Below are 16673 nucleotides of genomic sequence, written 5' to 3' on the forward strand. Positions count from 1 at the left end.
TTCCCCCCGAAGGTATTTTAGCCAGATGAAGCGGTCGGGTTGGTTTAGCTGAGTGCGAAGATCACCAGCGTCGCGGCTATGCCTGCGGCCGCGCCGATCGCTGCTGGCAGAAGGTTTGCGATGAAACCCGGGGTCTTTGGGTCGTCTTTTTGGGTCTGGGCAATCAGGGCATTTTCCACCAGACCGGGCAAGCGGGGGCCGAAACGGGCAAGCACCAGGGCGGTTTTACCAAAATCGCGCAGGGCGGCGCGGGGGCCGATGGATTGTTTGATGTAATCCTCGACCACCGGTCGGGCGACCTCCCAGATGTTCATGTGATCATCAAGCGAGCGGGCGACGCCTTCGACCACCACCATGGTGCGTTGCAGCAGGATCAGCTCGGTGCGGGTTTCCATGCCGAAGCGTTCAGTGACTTCGAACAGGTAGCTTAGCAGCCGACCCATCGAGATATGGGTGGCGTCCATGCCGAAGATCGGCTCACCTACCGCGCGCAAGGCGCGGGCGAATTCGTCGACGTCCTGATTGGCAGGCACATAGCCTGCTTCGAAATGGACTTCAGCCACGCGTTTATAGTCGCGGCGGATGAAACCAAAGAGAATCTCGGCATAGACCCGGCGAGTGTATTCATCGATATGGCCCATGATGCCGTAGTCATAGGCGATAATGTCCCCGTTCGCAGCGACCTTGAGGTTGCCTTGGTGCATGTCGGCGTGAAAATAGCCGTCGCGTAGCGCGTGCAACAGGAACAGGCGGAGCACGCGCTCAGCCAGATCGCGGCGATTATGTCCGGCAGCGTCCAGCGCGTTGTTATCTCCCAAGGGAATGCCATCAGCCCAGCTGAGCGTCATGACGCGGCGGGCGGATAGCGACCAGACCACCGGAGGCAACCAGAATCCGGCATCATCCTTGGTATTGGCAGCGTATTCCGAGGCGGCGGCACTTTCCAGACGCAGGTCCAACTCGCCGCGTACTACGCCGTCGAAATGCTCGATCACTTCCATCGGGCGTAGTCGGCGCGCTCCGGGGGCGCAAAGTTGTACCATACGCGCGGCGAAATAGAACGCGTCTACATCCTTGCGGAAGGCGCGCTCGATACCCGGTCTCAGGACTTTGACAGCAACGTCTTCGCCTGTGCTGGTCAGCTTGGCCTTGTGAACCTGAGCAATCGAGGCAGCGGCGATGGGTTCACTGAACTCACTGAATATCTCTGACGTCGGTTGGCCTAACTCTTTCTCGACCTCTGCCATTGCTTCAGCTTTGGAAAAGGGCGGCAGCTTGTCTTGCAGAACACGCAGTTGCTCGGCCAGTTCATTTCCCACCACGTCGGGGCGGGTCGAAAGCACCTGCCCGAATTTGATGTAAGCCGGACCCAATGCGGTCAGGGCACGGGTGGCGGGCGGCATCTCGGGGTCGCCCTTGTAGCCCAGCCATTGGAACGGTTTGCCAAGGGTATGCGCCAGAATACGTACGGCACGCGGTGCCTCGAATGCATCCAGCACGACGTTCATGGCACCGGTACGTTCAAGCGTTGCGCCTGTGCGGATCAGGCGGATGATGTTGTGAGGGCCGCGCATCTAGATCTTCCAGCCAGAATGCAATGCGGCAATGCCCATGCTCAGGTTGCGGTATTTGGCGTTTTCGAACCCGGCGGAGCGGACCATGTTCAGGAATGTCTCCTGGTCTGGGAACTTGCGGATCGATTCCACAAGGTACTGATAGCTGTCGTAGTCGTTGGCGATCAGCTTGCCCATACGCGGGATGACATTGAAACTGTAGAGGTCGTAAAGCTTCTGCAGCCCGTCATTGGGTAACTGGCTGAACTCAAGCACCATCAGACGACCACCGGGCTTCAGAACGCGATAGGCTTCGTTAAGCGCCTCTTGCGGGCGGGTGACGTTCCGGATGCCGAAGGAGATGGTGTAGACGTCGAAGGTGTTATCCTCAAAGGGCAGCGCCATCGCGTCGCCCACCACCCAACTCAGGCTGTCGGACATCTGGTCGGCCTCGGCGCGCTGGCGGCCTTCGACCAGCATCGGCTCGGTCAGGTCCAGCACGGTAGCATGGCCGTGGCCTGCGCGCTTCAGAAAGCGGAACGAGATATCGCCGGTGCCGCCCGCCACATCCAGAAGCCGCTGACCGGCGCGCGGGGCAAGCCAGTCCATCATCGCGTCTTTCCAGACCCGGTGGATGCCCATCGACATCACGTCGTTCATCACGTCGTATTTCGAGGCGACCGAATTGAAAACGCCCTGTACGCGGCCGGCTTTTTCAGCCTCGCGCACGGTTTCGAACCCGAAATGGGTGGTCTTGTCGTTGGTGTCGGACATTTGCCTTGCCGTTTGTCGAATTTCGCCTCTGTTATAGGGCGATAAGAGGCGGGCACAATGCGGCCCTTTGGAATAGGAGCCCTGTAATGCCCGAATTGCCCGAGGTCGAGACAGTAAGACGCGGCCTGAGCCCCGCAATGGAGGGCACAGTGATCGAAAGGGCGGATGTGAATCGGCCTGATTTACGCTGGCCTTTCCCGGCTCGCATGGCCGAGCGGCTGACGGGCCAACGGGTGGATCGGCTGCGGCGACGGTCGAAGTACATTCTGGCGGATCTCAGCAGTGCCGAGACGTTGTTGATCCATCTGGGCATGTCGGGGCGGATGACAGTCTCTGGCGATCCGCTCGGACAGTATGCGCATGAGCATCCGATGGCGCAGAAGCATGATCACGTGGTGTTTCATATGGCTAATGGCGCACGCATCACCTTCAACGATCCGCGCCGGTTCGGGGCAATGGATCTGCTGCCGACGGCAACGGCAGAGCAGCACAAGCTGCTATCGGTTCTGGGACCTGAACCGTTGGGTAATGATTTTCACGAACAGCACCTGATAGACGCCTTCAAAGGCAAGAACAGTCCGGTCAAATCGGCGTTGTTGGATCAGGGAATCGTTGCCGGTTTGGGTAATATTTACGTCTGCGAAGCGCTTTATCGCGGCAAGGTGTCGCCACGTCGCAAAGCGGGACAGATTTCTGCGCCACGCGTTGCGGCCCTTGTGCCGATCATCAGAAAAGTGTTGCAGGACGCGATTGAAGCGGGTGGGTCATCGCTGCGTGATTTCCGCCAAGCCGATGGAGAACTTGGATATTTTCAACACAGCTTCGACGTCTACGGTCGCGAAGGAGAGCCTTGTCGAACCGAGGGTTGTGGCGCTGAAATCAAGAGAATCACCCAGTCCGGTCGCTCATCCTTCTATTGCGCGCAATGCCAAAGATAACTTGATCCAGCGAAATCGCGTGATAAGGAATCGTACCTGAACGGAACAACCGGAAGCTTACACCTCATGGCTTTTGAGACGATCATCGTCGAAATCGAAGACCACGTCGCCCTTATCAAGCTCAACCGCCCCGATGCGATGAACGCGCTGAACACACAGTTGCTGGGTGAGCTGTGCGAGGCGCTGGAAGATGCGGATAGCAATGACAAGGTGCGCTGCATCGTCATCACCGGCTCGGACAAGGCCTTTGCCGCCGGTGCGGACATCAAGGAAATGTCCGAGATGAGCTTTGTCGATGTGTTCGACGTTAATCTGTTTGCGGACGCCAATGATAGGGTTTCCGCGATCCGTAAACCTATCATCGCTGCCGTTGCCGGTTACGCGCTGGGCGGCGGGTGTGAACTGGCGATGCTGTGCGATTTCATCATCGCTGCCGACACCGCCAAGTTCGGCCAGCCCGAGATCAATCTGGGAGTCATCGCGGGGCTTGGTGGCAGTCAGCGTCTGACCCGCTTCGTAGGAAAGTCCAAATCGATGGACATGAACCTGACAGGCCGCTTCATGGACGCTGAAGAGGCCGAGCGCGCCGGATTGGTCAGTCGTGTCGTGCCCGCCAAAAAGCTGATCGAAGAGGCAACCGGTGCGGCGCAGAAGATTGCAGAGAAATCGCAGATCACGGCCATCGCGGCCAAAGAGGCTGTGAACCGCAGCTATGAGCTGCCGCTGAGCGAAGGCATGCTGTTTGAGCGTCGGGTGTTCCATTCGATGTTTGCGACAGAGGATCAGAAAGAAGGCATGGCCGCGTTTCTGGAAAAACGTGCGGCTCAGTTCCGCGACAAGTGATCATAATCGTCGCTTAGTGATATTAGGCGGGCAGACCCCGCCTTTTTCCCTCATCACATACTGGAAGAATCAGCTTGGCAAACCTGCCAAACTTGGTTAGAGACCGCCGTCATACATGCGCGTGCGGCCCGCTTGGCCCGACTCACACTCGTGATTTCTGATCCGGTGCGGATATGTCCGTGGCGCGCAACCCAAGATAACCGTACCGAACAAAAGGTCAGAGACACATGGCAAATTCGCCCCAGGCAAAGAAACGCGCCCGTCAGAACGAAAAGCGCTTCGCCGTCAACAAAGCGCGTCGTTCGCGCATCCGTACCCACCTGCGCAAAGTTGAAGAAGCGATCGCATCCGGCGACAAGGACGCGGCTACCGCAGCCCTGCGCGCCGCTCAGCCCGAGTTGATGCGTGGCGTCACCAAAGGCGTCTTCCACAAGAACACCGCAGCCCGCAAAATGTCGCGCCTGTCGGCGCGCGTCAAAGCGCTGGGCTGATTCTTTGGGAAAACGCGTCAAGCGTTGATTTGCGAAAAAGGCGTCGCTGATTGCGACGCCTTTTTCATTGTTGCCGGAAAGCCGCGTCTTCACGAAGCCGAGAGATTCTTTCGCCCAGAACCCCGAGTCAATATCAGAGTTTCGTTGCCCGGACCCTTGGGCTCTTGCTACGACTTAATCAGCGATTCACTCGCTTGGGGGGACAGGCTGTTCCAAAGATCTGACCGACGGGCATCGGAAAGATCTAGGAACGAATGTTCGAAAGCTGGCTTCGGTCAGTTGGACGATCTGCTCTGGGTCTCGGGTTAGCCGAAGATCCTGGCCCTGTCGATAAATTGGAATATCATGCGCATCCCGGATTCCGGGTGTGCCCCCATTTTGGGGCCGTGCTGTATTGGACTGCGATGATATTCGAGCGTACCCGCCAGACCATCAGGTTTGGCGAAACGTTCCCTTGTGTGTGAGCGCCATAAAGGCCCGTAATTCGGGACACATTAAAAAAGGCCTTAAGGCCAATAATGAATGGGATGCGTGAGGCGCCGAATGACACAAGAGAAATGGGGACAACTGCGTAGCAAATTGATGAAGGCGGTTGGGAAGAACAATTTTACCACCTGGATTGAACCCTTGGAGTTTCAGGAGTTGCAGGATGGTGTAGCGGTGTTCTCGGTGCCGACCAACTTCATGGGCAACTATGTCAGTCAGAATTTTGCGGACCTTATTCTCTATGAGCTGAACACATCGGGCGAAAAGGTTCAGCGCTTGGCATTTCGCACAGCGGCCAATTCGTCAGCCCGTCCCACATTGGTGGAAGAGTCCAAGCCATCTCCCGCGCCAGAAACCCGGCCCGCTGTTACAGATACAGCCAATGATGCACTTGAAGCACTACAGGCTGCGCCACTGGATGCACGGTTTACCTTTGATAGCTTTGTTGTTGGCAAACCCAACGAACTTGCACATGCCGCAGCTCGCCGCGTATCCGAGGGCGGCCCGGTAACTTTCAATCCGCTCGTTCTCTACGGCGGTGTTGGACTGGGTAAAACCCACCTGATGCACGCGATTGCGTGGGAGTTGAAAACCAAGCACCCCGAGTTGAATGTGCTTTATCTGTCAGCAGAACAGTTCATGTATCGCTTTGTGCAGGCTTTGCGTGAACGCCGCATGATGGATTTCAAGCACTTGTTCCGTTCGGTCGATGTGCTGATGGTCGATGACGTGCAGTTCATCGCTGGCAAGGATTCGACGCAGGAAGAGTTTTTCCACACGTTCAACGCGCTGGTGGATCAGAACAAGCAGATCATCATCTCGGCCGACCGCGCGCCGGGCGAGATCAAGGACCTTGAAGACCGCGTAAAGTCACGCCTGCAATGTGGCCTTGTCGTCGATCTTCATCCCACAGACTACGAATTGCGTCTGGGAATCCTGCAGAACAAAGTGCAGCAGTACAGCAGCACTTATCCCGATCTGACCATTGCTGATGGTGTATTGGAGTTTCTTGCACACCGCATCTCGACCAATGTGCGCGTGCTGGAAGGGGCGCTGACCCGCCTCTTTGCCTTTGCCTCGCTGGTCGGGCGCGAGATCGATATGGAGCTGACGCAGGATTGTCTGGCCGATGTACTGCGCGCCTCCGAGCGCAAGATCACCGTCGAAGAGATCCAGCGAAAGGTCTCGGATTATTACAACATCCGCCTCAGCGATATCATCGGCCCTAAACGCCTGCGGTCCTATGCGCGTCCGCGTCAGGTGGCGATGTATCTGTGCAAGCAACTGACCAGTCGGTCGCTGCCTGAGATTGGCCGTCGATTTGGTGGGCGCGACCACACCACGGTCATGCATGGCGTGAAGCGCATCGAAGAGCTGAAGTTGACCGATGGCCAGATTGCCGAAGATGTTGAGATGCTGCGCCGGGCCTTGGAAGCCTAAACCGCACTGAATACTTGAAAAACACCCCGGGCTATTGCGTTCGGGGTGTTTTCTTGTGCGCTATTGTCCACGGTTGAGAATGATCTGGTGTGTTTCACGCGCGCTGCTCTTGACCACCGAGGCAATCCGACCCAGAAATCCGTAAAAAATCCTTGTGCCTCAGGGCTGAGACGCTAACGTGCCAGTCCCGCCTATTTCGGCACGCAAGTCAAAGGAACAGAGGGTATGAAGATCAGCATCGAACGCGGCACCCTTCTCAAGGCCGTTTCGCAGGCCCAGTCAGTTGTCGAACGTCGCAACACGATTCCCATACTTGCCAACGTGCTGATCGAGGCCGAAGGCGATCAGGCGCTGTTTCGTGCCACCGATCTGGACATCGAAGTGGTCGACAAGGCCCCCGCGCAGGTCGAGAAAGCGGGCGCCACGACTGTTGCGGCCACAACGCTACATGAGATCGTACGCAAGCTGCCTGATGGGGCGCTGGTGACCCTGACCGCAGATAATGCAGCTGGGCGGTTGACCGTGGAAGCGGGGCGCTCGAATTTTTCTCTGGCGACGCTGCCGAAAGAAGATTTCCCGGTTATGGCGTCTTCAGAATACCAATCGAACTTTACGGCGTCGGCGGCATTGTTGCGCCGGCTGTTCGATAAATCGAAGTTTGCCATTTCCACGGAAGAGACGAGATATTATTTGAACGGTGTTTACATGCACGTTGCAGATGGTTCCGAGGGCGGCAAGGTACTGCGTTGCGTGGCGACTGATGGTCACCGCTTGGCGCGGATCGATGCGGATCTGCCGGATGGTGCAGCGGATATGCCGGGCGTGATCGTGCCCCGCAAAACCGTGGGCGAACTGCGCAAGCTGCTGGATGATGACGAGATGGACATCGCCGTCTCGGTCAGTGAAACCAAGGTGCGGTTTGCAACACCTGACATCACGCTCACCTCGAAAGTGATCGACGGAACTTTCCCGGATTACACACGCGTCATCCCGCAAGGCAACACGCGCAAGTTAGAAGTGGACGCGGCTGAATTCGCGCAGGCCGTGGATCGTGTGGCGACAGTTTCGTCCGAGCGGTCGCGGGCCGTCAAACTGCAGTTGGATGCGGATAAGCTGGTTCTGTCAGTGAATGCACCCGACAGTGGTGCGGCTGAGGAAGAGCTGGCAGTTGCTTACGGGGATGAGCGCCTGGAGATCGGGTTCAACGCCAAATACCTGCTCGAAATCGCGTCTCAGGTGGATCGTGAAAATGCGGTGTTTATGTTCAACTCGGCGGGTGATCCGACACTGATGCGCGAAGGCAACGACCAAAGCGCAGTATACGTCGTAATGCCGATGCGCGTCTGATTGCCTCGACTGGGTGATCTCTAACGAAAGAGAGGGGTCATGGGATTGGCCCTGACCGAGCTTACGGTCTCGCATTTTCGGTCTCATAAGCTGGCGCGCCTGTCGTTGGACGGGCGGCCAGTCGCGATCCATGGGCCAAACGGTGCCGGTAAGACCAACATCCTGGAAGCGGTTTCTCTGTTTTCACCCGGGCGCGGGATGCGGCGGGCAAGCGCCGCTGAGATGACACGGCGCCCCGAGGCGCTGGGGTGGAAGCTGATTGGGCTATTGAATGCGCAAGGACAGAATTTCGAGATTGAAACCTGGTCCGAAGGTGGTGCGGCGCGGCAAGTGCGGATTGATGAGAAAACATCAAGCCAGATTGAATTGGGAAAACTGGCGCGGGTAGTTTGGTTAATCCCATCGATGGACCGTCTCTGGATCGAAGGGGCTGAAGGGCGGCGGCGGTTCCTCGACCGGATCGCGCTGAGTTTTGATCCGGCACATGCCGAGGCATCTCTGACCTATGAAAAAGCGATGCGCGAGCGGAACCGGTTGCTGAAAGAACAAGTTCGCGATGCCCATTGGTACGCGGCGCTGGAAGGGCAGATGGCCGAGATGGGGCATCGCATCCACGCCGCGCGATTGAGTGCGTTGGAGTATCTGCGCTCAGCACAGGATAAAGCTGAGACGGCCTTTCCGTCAGCGGATCTTGAATTGGTTCAAACCGAAGGTGCAATGCCTGAGACGGCGGAAGACTTGCGAGAAGCTTTGGATGAAAGCCGGTTTCGCGATCTGGCCGCCGGGCGGACTTTGGTCGGCCCGCATCGATCAGACCTGTATGGTGTATATTCCGCCAAGGGCGTTCCTGCCAAAGATTGCTCGACCGGTGAGCAGAAAGCACTGCTGGTATCGCTGATCCTATCAAACGCGCGAGCGTTGGCGGAGATGGTTGGAGCACCTCCTATTGTATTGCTGGATGAGGTGGCCGCGCATCTGGATGCGGGTCGGCGCGCTGCGTTGTATGATGAGATTTGTGCGCTGGGCGCACAGGCCTGGATGACGGGCACCGGGCCTGAGCTATTTGCGGAATTGGGGGATCGAGCCCAAACGCTGGTCGTTACCGAAGGCGACGAGGGCTCGGTCGTCAGCGTTTAGGCAGGCTCGCCGACTTTGCGTTCCCAAAGGAAGCCGCGCATCACTTCGTCGACCGGGGTTTTGGCCATGTGGTTGACGTAGTTCGACATGGTTTTTTGTGCCAGACCCAGTACGACATCCAGGACCGCACGGTGGGAATAGCCAGCGTCAAAGAAGGCCTGCAGCTGTTCTTCAGTCGGGTTTCCACGGGTTTCCATCACTTGCAGGGTAAAGGTGCGTAGCGCTTCCAGCTTGGCCGTGGGCAGCGGAGTTTCGTTGCGCAGCGCCTCGGTGATCTCGTCAGAGACTTTCATCATCTTTGCGATGCCGGTATGCGCAGGCACGCAGTAATGGCATTCGTTTTCGACATTGATGGTTTGCCAGACAACGGTTTTTTCGTCGTTGTTGAAATCGGTCTGCAGAAACAGGCCGTGCAGAACCTGATAGCCTTCCAGATGCTGGGGGCTTTCGGCCATTACTTTATGAAGACCGGGCAGGCGGCCGAATGCAGCCTGAGATTTCTCAAGCAGCGGCTTGGACCCTTCCGGGGCGGTTTCTAGGTCGTGAGACGGGAAATTGGCCATGTCAAAACTCCTGTTTCTGGCGCGATGAGTCGTATTTAGGGTTTCTTGAGCGATCACTCAAGTATATATTTGAGCGAACGTTCAAGAATTGGTGAAACGATGCCCCGCAAACCCTCATATGACCGAGACGCGCTTATCGCGCAGGCGCGAGATATTTTCTGGCGTCACGGCTGGGCGGGGACGTCGCTTAAGGATCTCGAGCGAGAGCTGAAGCTGAAACCGGGCAGCTTCTACGCGGCGTTCGGGTCGAAAGATGCGCTCTACGCCCTGGCGTTAGAGCGGTATACTCAGGAAGGGGTTGCCAATATGAAGGCTTTGGCGCAGGAATTGGGCCCGCTTGGTGCTCTTAAGGTGCAACCTCGTCGTGTGATCGAGGCGTCGGAGCTGCCAACAAAAGCCTGTATGTTGGCGAAGACTTATGCGGAATTGCAAGCCAAAGACCATGATTTGGCTGATCAGGCGCAGAGCCATATGGCTGACATGAAAGCTTGTTTTGCGAACCTCTTTCGCCGCGCGCAGAAGGCCGGAGAAATCGCGCCAAGTCATGACCCGGATCGCTTGGCGGCGCGCTATCAATCCGACCTTCTGGGGTTGCGATTGTCAGCCGAACGGGACGATGTGAACGCGGCAGAAATCGCCGAGGATATTGCAGCAGACCTTGATCGGCTTTGATCCGCAAATTAAGCGGATCAGAACCACAAAATATGGGGGGAGCACGTGACAATCCCCACCAGAAAACGTATAAGTTACCAAAATAATATAGGTACTAACGGCATGTCCGAAGACGCACAGGCACCCCAAGAATACGGCGCTGATTCCATCAAAGTTCTCAAAGGCTTAGAGGCAGTTCGCAAACGTCCCGGTATGTATATCGGGGATACGGATGATGGTTCGGGTCTGCACCATATGGTGTACGAGGTTGTCGACAACGGAATTGACGAGGCACTGGCCGGTCATGCCGACCATGTGACTGTAAAAATTCACGCGGATTCCAGCGTTTCGGTCAGCGACAATGGACGTGGAATCCCGGTGGATATCCACCCCGAGGAAGGCGTTTCAGCGGCTGAAGTCATCATGACCCAACTGCACGCTGGCGGTAAGTTTGACAGCAACTCGTACAAGGTGTCAGGTGGTCTGCATGGTGTGGGCGTCTCGGTGGTGAATGCGCTATCCGATTGGCTGGAACTGCGCATTTGGCGGGCCGGCAAGGAACATGTGGCGCGTTTTGAGGGCGGTGAGACGGCGGAACATCTGAAAGTCGTCGGCGAGTGCGGCGATCGCACAGGAACCGAGGTACGATTTCTGGCCTCGACCAACACGTTTTCGAATCTCGAATACTCGTTTGAGACGCTGGAAAAGCGCTTGCGCGAGCTGGCTTTCCTGAACTCAGGCGTGCGGATCATCCTGATCGACGAGCGCCCTGCTGAGCGGCTGGAAACCGAACTGTTCTACGAGGGCGGCGTCAAAGAGTTTGTCAAATATCTCGACCGGTCCAAGACCCCGGCGATGCCCGAACCGATTTATATCAAGGGCGAGCGTGACGATATCGGCGTGGAAATCGCGATGTGGTGGAACGACAGTTATCATGAGACCGTGCTGCCCTTCACCAATAACATCCCGCAGCGCGATGGCGGCACCCATGTGGCTGGCTTCCGTGGTGCACTGACCCGGACGATCAACAACTATGCTCAGTCCAGCGGGATCGCGAAGAAGGAAAAGGTCAGCTTTACCGGTGACGATGCACGCGAAGGCCTGACCTGCGTGCTATCGGTGAAAGTGCCCGACCCGAAATTCTCGTCCCAGACCAAGGACAAGCTGGTCAGCTCTGAGGTGCGCCCGGCGGTCGAAGGTCTGATGAACGAGAAGCTGGCTGAATGGTTCGAAGAGAACCCGAATGAGGCTAAGGGGATTGTCGGTAAGATCATCGAGGCGGCTTTAGCGCGCGAGGCCGCCCGTAAAGCTCGCGAATTGACCCGCCGCAAGACTGCGATGGATGTGAACTATCTGGCTGGTAAGCTCAAGGATTGCTCTGAAAAAGATCCGTCCAAGACCGAAGTTTTCCTGGTCGAGGGGGACTCGGCTGGTGGTTCTGCCCAGACCGGTCGGGATCGGCTGACACAAGCTGTTCTGCCTTTGCGTGGCAAAATCTTGAACGTGGAACGGGCGCGGTTTGACCGGATGTTGTCGAGCCAAGAGATCGGTAACCTCGTGATGGCGTTGGGCACCGGCATTGGCCGCGACGAATTCAACATCGAAAAACTGCGTTACCACAAAATCGTCATTATGACGGACGCAGATGTTGACGGCGCGCACATTCGAACTCTGCTGTTGACCTTCTTCTACCGGCAAATGCCAGAGTTGATCGAGGGCGGGTATCTCTACATCGCTCAACCACCGCTATACAAGGTTTCTAGAGGTAAATCAGAGGTTTACCTGAAGGACCAGGCTGCGCTGGATGATTATTTGATCAATCAGGGCGTCGAAGGCGCAGTACTTAAATTAGGCTCGGGCGAGGAAATCATCGGCCAGGACCTGACCCGCATAGTGGATGAAGCGCGCCAGCTGAAGCGAGTGCTGGACGCCTTCCCAACGCATTATCCGCGCCATATTCTGGAGCAGGCTGCTGTAGCCGGTGCCTTCGTGCCCGGCGCTGTTGATGCCGATTTGCAGGGCGTGGCCGACAAGGTCGCGGCGCGCCTTGACTTGATTGCACTGGAATACGAACGCGGCTGGCAAGGCCGCATCACACAGGATCACGGCATCCGCCTCGCGCGCATCCTGCGCGGTGTGGAAGAAGTGCGCACACTGGACGGCCCCATGTTGCGCTCGGGTGAGGCCCGTAAAACCGGCAGTTTCACCCAAAGCCTGCAAGAGGTCTACAACACCCCCGCAACGTTGGTGCGTCGCGATCGGGGTCAAGTCATACACGGCCCGCTCGACCTGCTGCGCGCGATTCTGGAGGAAGGCGAAAAGGGCTTGTCGCTGCAACGCTACAAAGGTTTGGGAGAGATGAACCCCGATCAACTTTGGGAAACAACGCTGGACCCGGACGCGCGGACCCTGTTGCAAGTACGCGTGGATGATATAGTCGAGGCCGATGATCTGTTCACCAAACTCATGGGTGATGTGGTAGAGCCGCGCCGTGAATTCATTCAAAAGAATGCTCTGAGCGTGGAGAATTTGGATTTTTGAGCGGGTGTAGGGACGCGCACAAACCTTCACGCACCCCATAAGTTTGCACGATTTGCCCATAAGTTTGCACTGTTTCACGATAATAGTGCAGAGGAGAGCAAGTAAATCGCCTTATGCGGGTGTCGAAGGATAGGTTTCAGTTGCTCAAGGATTGAACACCTGATCGCGATACCAGATCAGGTTCTCCTTGTGCCCAGCAGTTTGACCAGAGACCTGCTTGGAATGTCCAGAAAACGAGCTCATTGCCGGTGCGGACAATTTACTCGAAAACCTAGGTGTCCCGTCGTCCTTGAAAGTCACCAGACCCTTGAAAATGCTGTATCCCATGATGCTGACAGCAAATAGCTTTATTCGGATACCCTAAGGTCTGTAGCTCGTTCAGCTCTCTTTTCGGGCAGTGTCGCAAAGCGAATACCCTTTAAGGAGAGCTTGTCGCGCAGGTCGTTCATCCTATGCAAGTCATATGCGCTTCCTTCGGGCACAATCATGAGAATTTCGGGCACAAGTTTTTGAATTAACGCCAATTGCCCCAGTATACCGATAATATCGCGGCGGTTGACTTGACTACGATATGACTTTGTTTCGATTGCAAACCGGCGTCCGTCTGCACAGTCCACGACAAGATCGGGTTTGACCGGTTCGATGACTTTGCCCGAGAGAATGGTGACATGACTGGTGTTGAACAACTTCGCCCCAAAGCGTTCGAAGTAGTCGGTCACGATGGTTTCGAACTGCTGAGCTCTTTCCGGTGCAGAAATCGCAGCGCTGGTGACTGAATTAGGCGCTTGCTTTCTCTTTTTTCGTAGTTCGTCATACTTTTTCTTGAGCGCAACCTGACCGGAATGGCCCGCAAAGACTTCGGCGGCCGATTTTTTGGCTTCCGAAGGGTCCAATTCATTCATTTTCATCAGGAACATCACCAGGGTCATGCCGAGCCATGGAGGTCTCGCGGCAAAGATATCCGGGTAATTTTGCTTTAACCAAGCGCTTACATTCACAGTTTTTTTTAAGCTATCCGATTGTTTTCCTTTAATATTAGCTACACGTTGGAGAACTTCACTCGAAGTTCCGAGCCCGTAGAGATCTGGTTGACTCATTGCCTCTGAAAGAGCTTCGCCAAGCTCGATCCAGTTTTCTCTTTTTGCCACGCCTTCAAGGCTGCCGGATTTTTCCGCCATTTTTTTCCTTGTATTCTGTATCCGAATATCCTATTCGGGTAATCCCATCAAGGATAGTACAAGATCTACCAGTGAAAAAAGACCCCAAGTCACACCCAACATCCCGCATCGTAAGAAAAGCGGGGCAAAAAAAGAGAGCAAATTACGTCAGTGCTCCGAAATGTGCTGGATACATCCAATTGGAGAGCACATTGGAGGCCACGACTGCTTTTGCGTTGGCGTTGGATCCGCGTGTAGCCAGTTTCCGGCCCCAACCTTGCACATATGATCTTCTATCGGGAAGGTCTTATGCGAAAAAAGAGAATCTTATCGATGAGTTTGTCGGAAAGCGCTATCGTCCCAAGCCTTACACTCCCGACTTCCTCGTCAGAATGCGGGATGGTCGAACAGCTTTCGTTGAAACCAAAGCTGAAAGGTGGGTCAACGAGGACCTCCATCGGGATTTTTTGCCAAAGTTTTTCAAATCTGTTGGCCATCATTGGACACTGATTACAGACGAAACGCTTACGGAAATCGTGGCTCACAACGTCCGCACGCTAAAGGCGGTTATTGACAGGCCACCAACGAAGAAAACTCTAGAGGTACTTTCTGAAGTGCCAAACGAAAGTGTCCGTCTTGGTCAGCTGATCTCCGAGTTTGATCTTGGTTCGGACGAACTCCTTTGCGCTATCCTTTCCGGGTTTCTTGCAGTGGATCTTTTTAGTCGACGTCTTGGGCCGGCTTCGTTTGCGTCTTTGAACCCAACTCCCAAAACAAATCATCTGGAGATCATCGAGCTGTGACCCACGTTCAGCGACAGTATATTGGCTGGCATGTTCTGATCGAAGAACAGACCTTCACCGTAGTAGAAATTGGAGTGCGCGACGGTTCAGTCTCCCTGACTGACAAGGACGGTGTTTATTCGCACATCAGCTTTGAGAGATTCAGAGAACTCATTCATTCCGAGATGGCGTTCGATCCGAACGCAGATGCCAGGTCACTGCGCCGAATGCTCAACGCTTCTGAGCAGAAAGAACTAAGCTTCAAAAAACGTGTTATCACAGCGATCAGAGTGCATCGAGGAGGTGGTCTCACTTGGCAGGCAGCCTACAATCGACTTGTACTAGACTTCTTGGATGACAAATACACGTCTTTCCGAGCTAATGGTTTTCCCTCACTAAGGACTGTTCAATCCTGGGATAAGCTGGACCGTTCAAAAGGCGATGCAGGGCTTCGACCCAAACACACGAACAAAGGCAACCGAGCGCCCAGATACGACTTCTTGTTTGAAGAAGTCACTTACGATCTGCTCGAAGAACGGTTTCTGACTTCGGATCGCATGACGGTTACGTCTCTCGCAAGGCTTGCCAAAGCAAAGTATCAGAAAAAATGTGAAGAACTGGATCTCAAGCCCGGACCATGCGGTAGCAAATGTGTAAACGCAATTATTCAGCTATTGCCACATGCAGATGTTGTGAAACTTAGGCTCGGCAGTGCGGAAGCAAGAAAACAATACTTGCTCGCGATGAATCTCCAGAAAGTTGAAGTTCCGTTCGCACGTCTCGAGGCGGACTCCACCACTTTGGACATGTGGTGCGTAGATGATGACGGAGATCCAGTAGGACGTCCAACAGTGTGTGCGGTCATCGATTGCGCAACGGGCCTGATTCTGGGCCTTCAAGTGTCTTGGGGCGCTCCATCATCCAGTCTGACCGCGAGAACCATGAAGGAGGTTTTCGTACCCAAAACGGATGCGTTCTTTGATCGCTACAAAATCCAAAACAGGTTTCAGGCCGTCGGTACGCCACAATTGACGGTATCAGACCAAGGCTCAGAAAACTCTGGCGATATTATTGGGTCAGTCCTGTCGGCCTCGGCACAAGACTGGTTGAAGTGCGTTCCAGGCCAGCCAGATAAGAAGCCATTCATTGAGAGGTTTTTCCGAGAACTAAGTCGATTTATTACCCAGTTTCAGGGAGCCTCCCAAACTTCAGAAATTGGCGCGAAAAAACGCACAAAAATCGCGGAAGCAGAAGCTGTCTATACCATTCGCGAAGTCGAAGAAATGCTTCAAAGGTGGCGTTATGACATTTACGCTCAAAAGCAAAGACGGCGAGTGCAAAACATCCTACGGACCAATGAGTCTCCCATTGCCGCATGGAACAGACTGAGTGGACGCCACTTACTTCCCCCCGCGCCATCTGCGGTCCAAGTCAGAGAAATGTTTATGGTTGAAGAGGCAGTTCGTGTCGCCGAACGAGATGGCATCATGTTCAAGAACATTCGGTACGCCTCGTGCGAGCTGAAGAACTATCTTGAGCGCGTTGGAGTAAGAAACAAGGTTCAGATCCGGTACGACCCAAATGACATTCGAGAAATCGCTGTCTGGGACGAACTGGCTCACGAACACTTTTTTGTCCCTACAAAGAGAGAAAACTGCCCCGCGTTGTCATTTGCCCAGTTGGATGCCGCACGAAAAGCGTTGCGCACGCCTGATGTGGAGGAAATCGAAACGCAGGCAATTCTAGCCGAACTTCAAATTTATGAAGACTTCAAAGACAAGGCTGACAAACTTACGTCGAAGAAGCGCCGTGCAAAGCAGATCGCAGCGACCCGCAACAAAGAGCTAATTGAACGTTCGGATCGCCTACCCGGTCAAGATCCCACCAACTCAGCCAAACGCAAACGGATCAAGCCGACAGTTAGCTTGCCCGGGAACATGCCGAAGAAATCAACCCGGAGGCACAGTTGA

At 55.2% G+C, this 16673-nt stretch carries 14 protein-coding genes; 10 read left to right on the forward strand and 4 right to left on the reverse strand.

Annotated elements, in window-relative coordinates; translation table 11 throughout:
• Window positions 1–44 precede the first annotated feature (44 nt).
• Window positions 45–1574, reverse strand: coding sequence for a 2-polyprenylphenol 6-hydroxylase (gene ubiB / locus ACR0AU_RS19650; RefSeq protein WP_170515664.1), 1530 nt, complete (start codon window positions 1572–1574; stop codon window positions 45–47).
• On the reverse strand, window positions 1575–2327 hold the full coding sequence (ubiE, locus tag ACR0AU_RS19655) for a bifunctional demethylmenaquinone methyltransferase/2-methoxy-6-polyprenyl-1,4-benzoquinol methylase UbiE (protein WP_480796124.1): 753 nt from the start codon (window positions 2325–2327) through the stop codon (window positions 1575–1577). It lies immediately after the preceding gene.
• A gap of 86 nt (window positions 2328–2413) precedes the next feature.
• Here ubiE and mutM point away from each other — a divergent pair, with 86 nt between their 5' ends.
• The 6 genes from mutM (at window position 2414) to recF (ending at window position 9009) form a co-directional block, all read left to right on the forward strand.
• The gene (gene mutM, locus ACR0AU_RS19660; protein WP_170736802.1) at window positions 2414–3265 is read left to right on the forward strand and encodes a bifunctional DNA-formamidopyrimidine glycosylase/DNA-(apurinic or apyrimidinic site) lyase; all 852 of its coding nucleotides are present in this window, start codon (window positions 2414–2416) and stop codon (window positions 3263–3265) included.
• A 66-nt stretch (window positions 3266–3331) separates the two neighbouring features.
• A complete protein-coding gene (locus tag ACR0AU_RS19665; RefSeq protein WP_170395375.1) occupies window positions 3332–4108 on the forward strand; it encodes an enoyl-CoA hydratase in 777 nt (258 codons plus the stop codon).
• A 227-nt stretch (window positions 4109–4335) separates the two neighbouring features.
• Entirely contained in the window at window positions 4336–4599 is a 264-nt protein-coding gene (gene rpsT / locus ACR0AU_RS19670) for a 30S ribosomal protein S20 (protein WP_010442545.1), read from the forward strand.
• Between the two features lie 543 nt (window positions 4600–5142).
• Window positions 5143–6525, forward strand: coding sequence for a chromosomal replication initiator protein DnaA (dnaA, locus tag ACR0AU_RS19675; protein ID WP_170395377.1), 1383 nt, complete (start codon window positions 5143–5145; stop codon window positions 6523–6525).
• 225 nt (window positions 6526–6750) lie between these two features.
• Entirely contained in the window at window positions 6751–7872 is a 1122-nt protein-coding gene (dnaN, locus tag ACR0AU_RS19680) for a DNA polymerase III subunit beta (RefSeq protein WP_480796125.1), read from the forward strand.
• 39 nt (window positions 7873–7911) lie between these two features.
• The gene (recF, locus tag ACR0AU_RS19685; protein ID WP_170515653.1) at window positions 7912–9009 is read left to right on the forward strand and encodes a DNA replication/repair protein RecF; all 1098 of its coding nucleotides are present in this window, start codon (window positions 7912–7914) and stop codon (window positions 9007–9009) included.
• On the opposite strand, the gene ACR0AU_RS19690 is transcribed toward recF, so the two are convergent.
• Window positions 9006–9572, reverse strand: coding sequence for a carboxymuconolactone decarboxylase family protein (locus ACR0AU_RS19690; protein ID WP_170423365.1), 567 nt, complete (start codon window positions 9570–9572; stop codon window positions 9006–9008). The two genes, recF and ACR0AU_RS19690, sit on opposite strands and share 4 nt — an antisense overlap.
• A gap of 99 nt (window positions 9573–9671) precedes the next feature.
• On the opposite strand from ACR0AU_RS19690, the gene ACR0AU_RS19695 reads away from it, so the two are divergent.
• Window positions 9672–10244 carry a TetR/AcrR family transcriptional regulator gene (locus tag ACR0AU_RS19695; RefSeq protein WP_170647231.1) on the forward strand — a complete coding sequence of 191 codons (573 nt, stop codon included), beginning with the start codon at window positions 9672–9674 and terminating at the stop codon, window positions 10242–10244.
• Window positions 10245–10346: 102 nt separating this feature from the next.
• Window positions 10347–12764, forward strand: a complete 2418-nt coding sequence (gene gyrB, locus ACR0AU_RS19700; RefSeq protein ID WP_480796126.1) for a DNA topoisomerase (ATP-hydrolyzing) subunit B — start codon at window positions 10347–10349, stop codon at window positions 12762–12764.
• 347 nt (window positions 12765–13111) lie between these two features.
• Here the strand turns inward: gyrB and ACR0AU_RS19705 are convergent, their stop codons facing one another.
• Window positions 13112–13942 carry a hypothetical protein gene (locus ACR0AU_RS19705; protein ID WP_480796127.1) on the reverse strand — a complete coding sequence of 277 codons (831 nt, stop codon included), beginning with the start codon at window positions 13940–13942 and terminating at the stop codon, window positions 13112–13114.
• A gap of 71 nt (window positions 13943–14013) precedes the next feature.
• Between ACR0AU_RS19705 and ACR0AU_RS19710 the strand changes: the two genes are divergently transcribed.
• Both ACR0AU_RS19710 and ACR0AU_RS19715 read left to right on the forward strand, forming a co-directional pair.
• Complete coding sequence (locus tag ACR0AU_RS19710; protein ID WP_480796128.1) at window positions 14014–14724, forward strand: hypothetical protein; 711 nt, start codon at window positions 14014–14016, stop codon at window positions 14722–14724.
• Window positions 14721–16673 carry a Mu transposase C-terminal domain-containing protein gene (locus ACR0AU_RS19715; protein WP_480796129.1) on the forward strand — a complete coding sequence of 651 codons (1953 nt, stop codon included), beginning with the start codon at window positions 14721–14723 and terminating at the stop codon, window positions 16671–16673. The genes ACR0AU_RS19710 and ACR0AU_RS19715 overlap by 4 nt, the downstream gene beginning before the upstream one ends.

The organism is Ruegeria sp. CG1 (genome assembly GCF_056537265.1).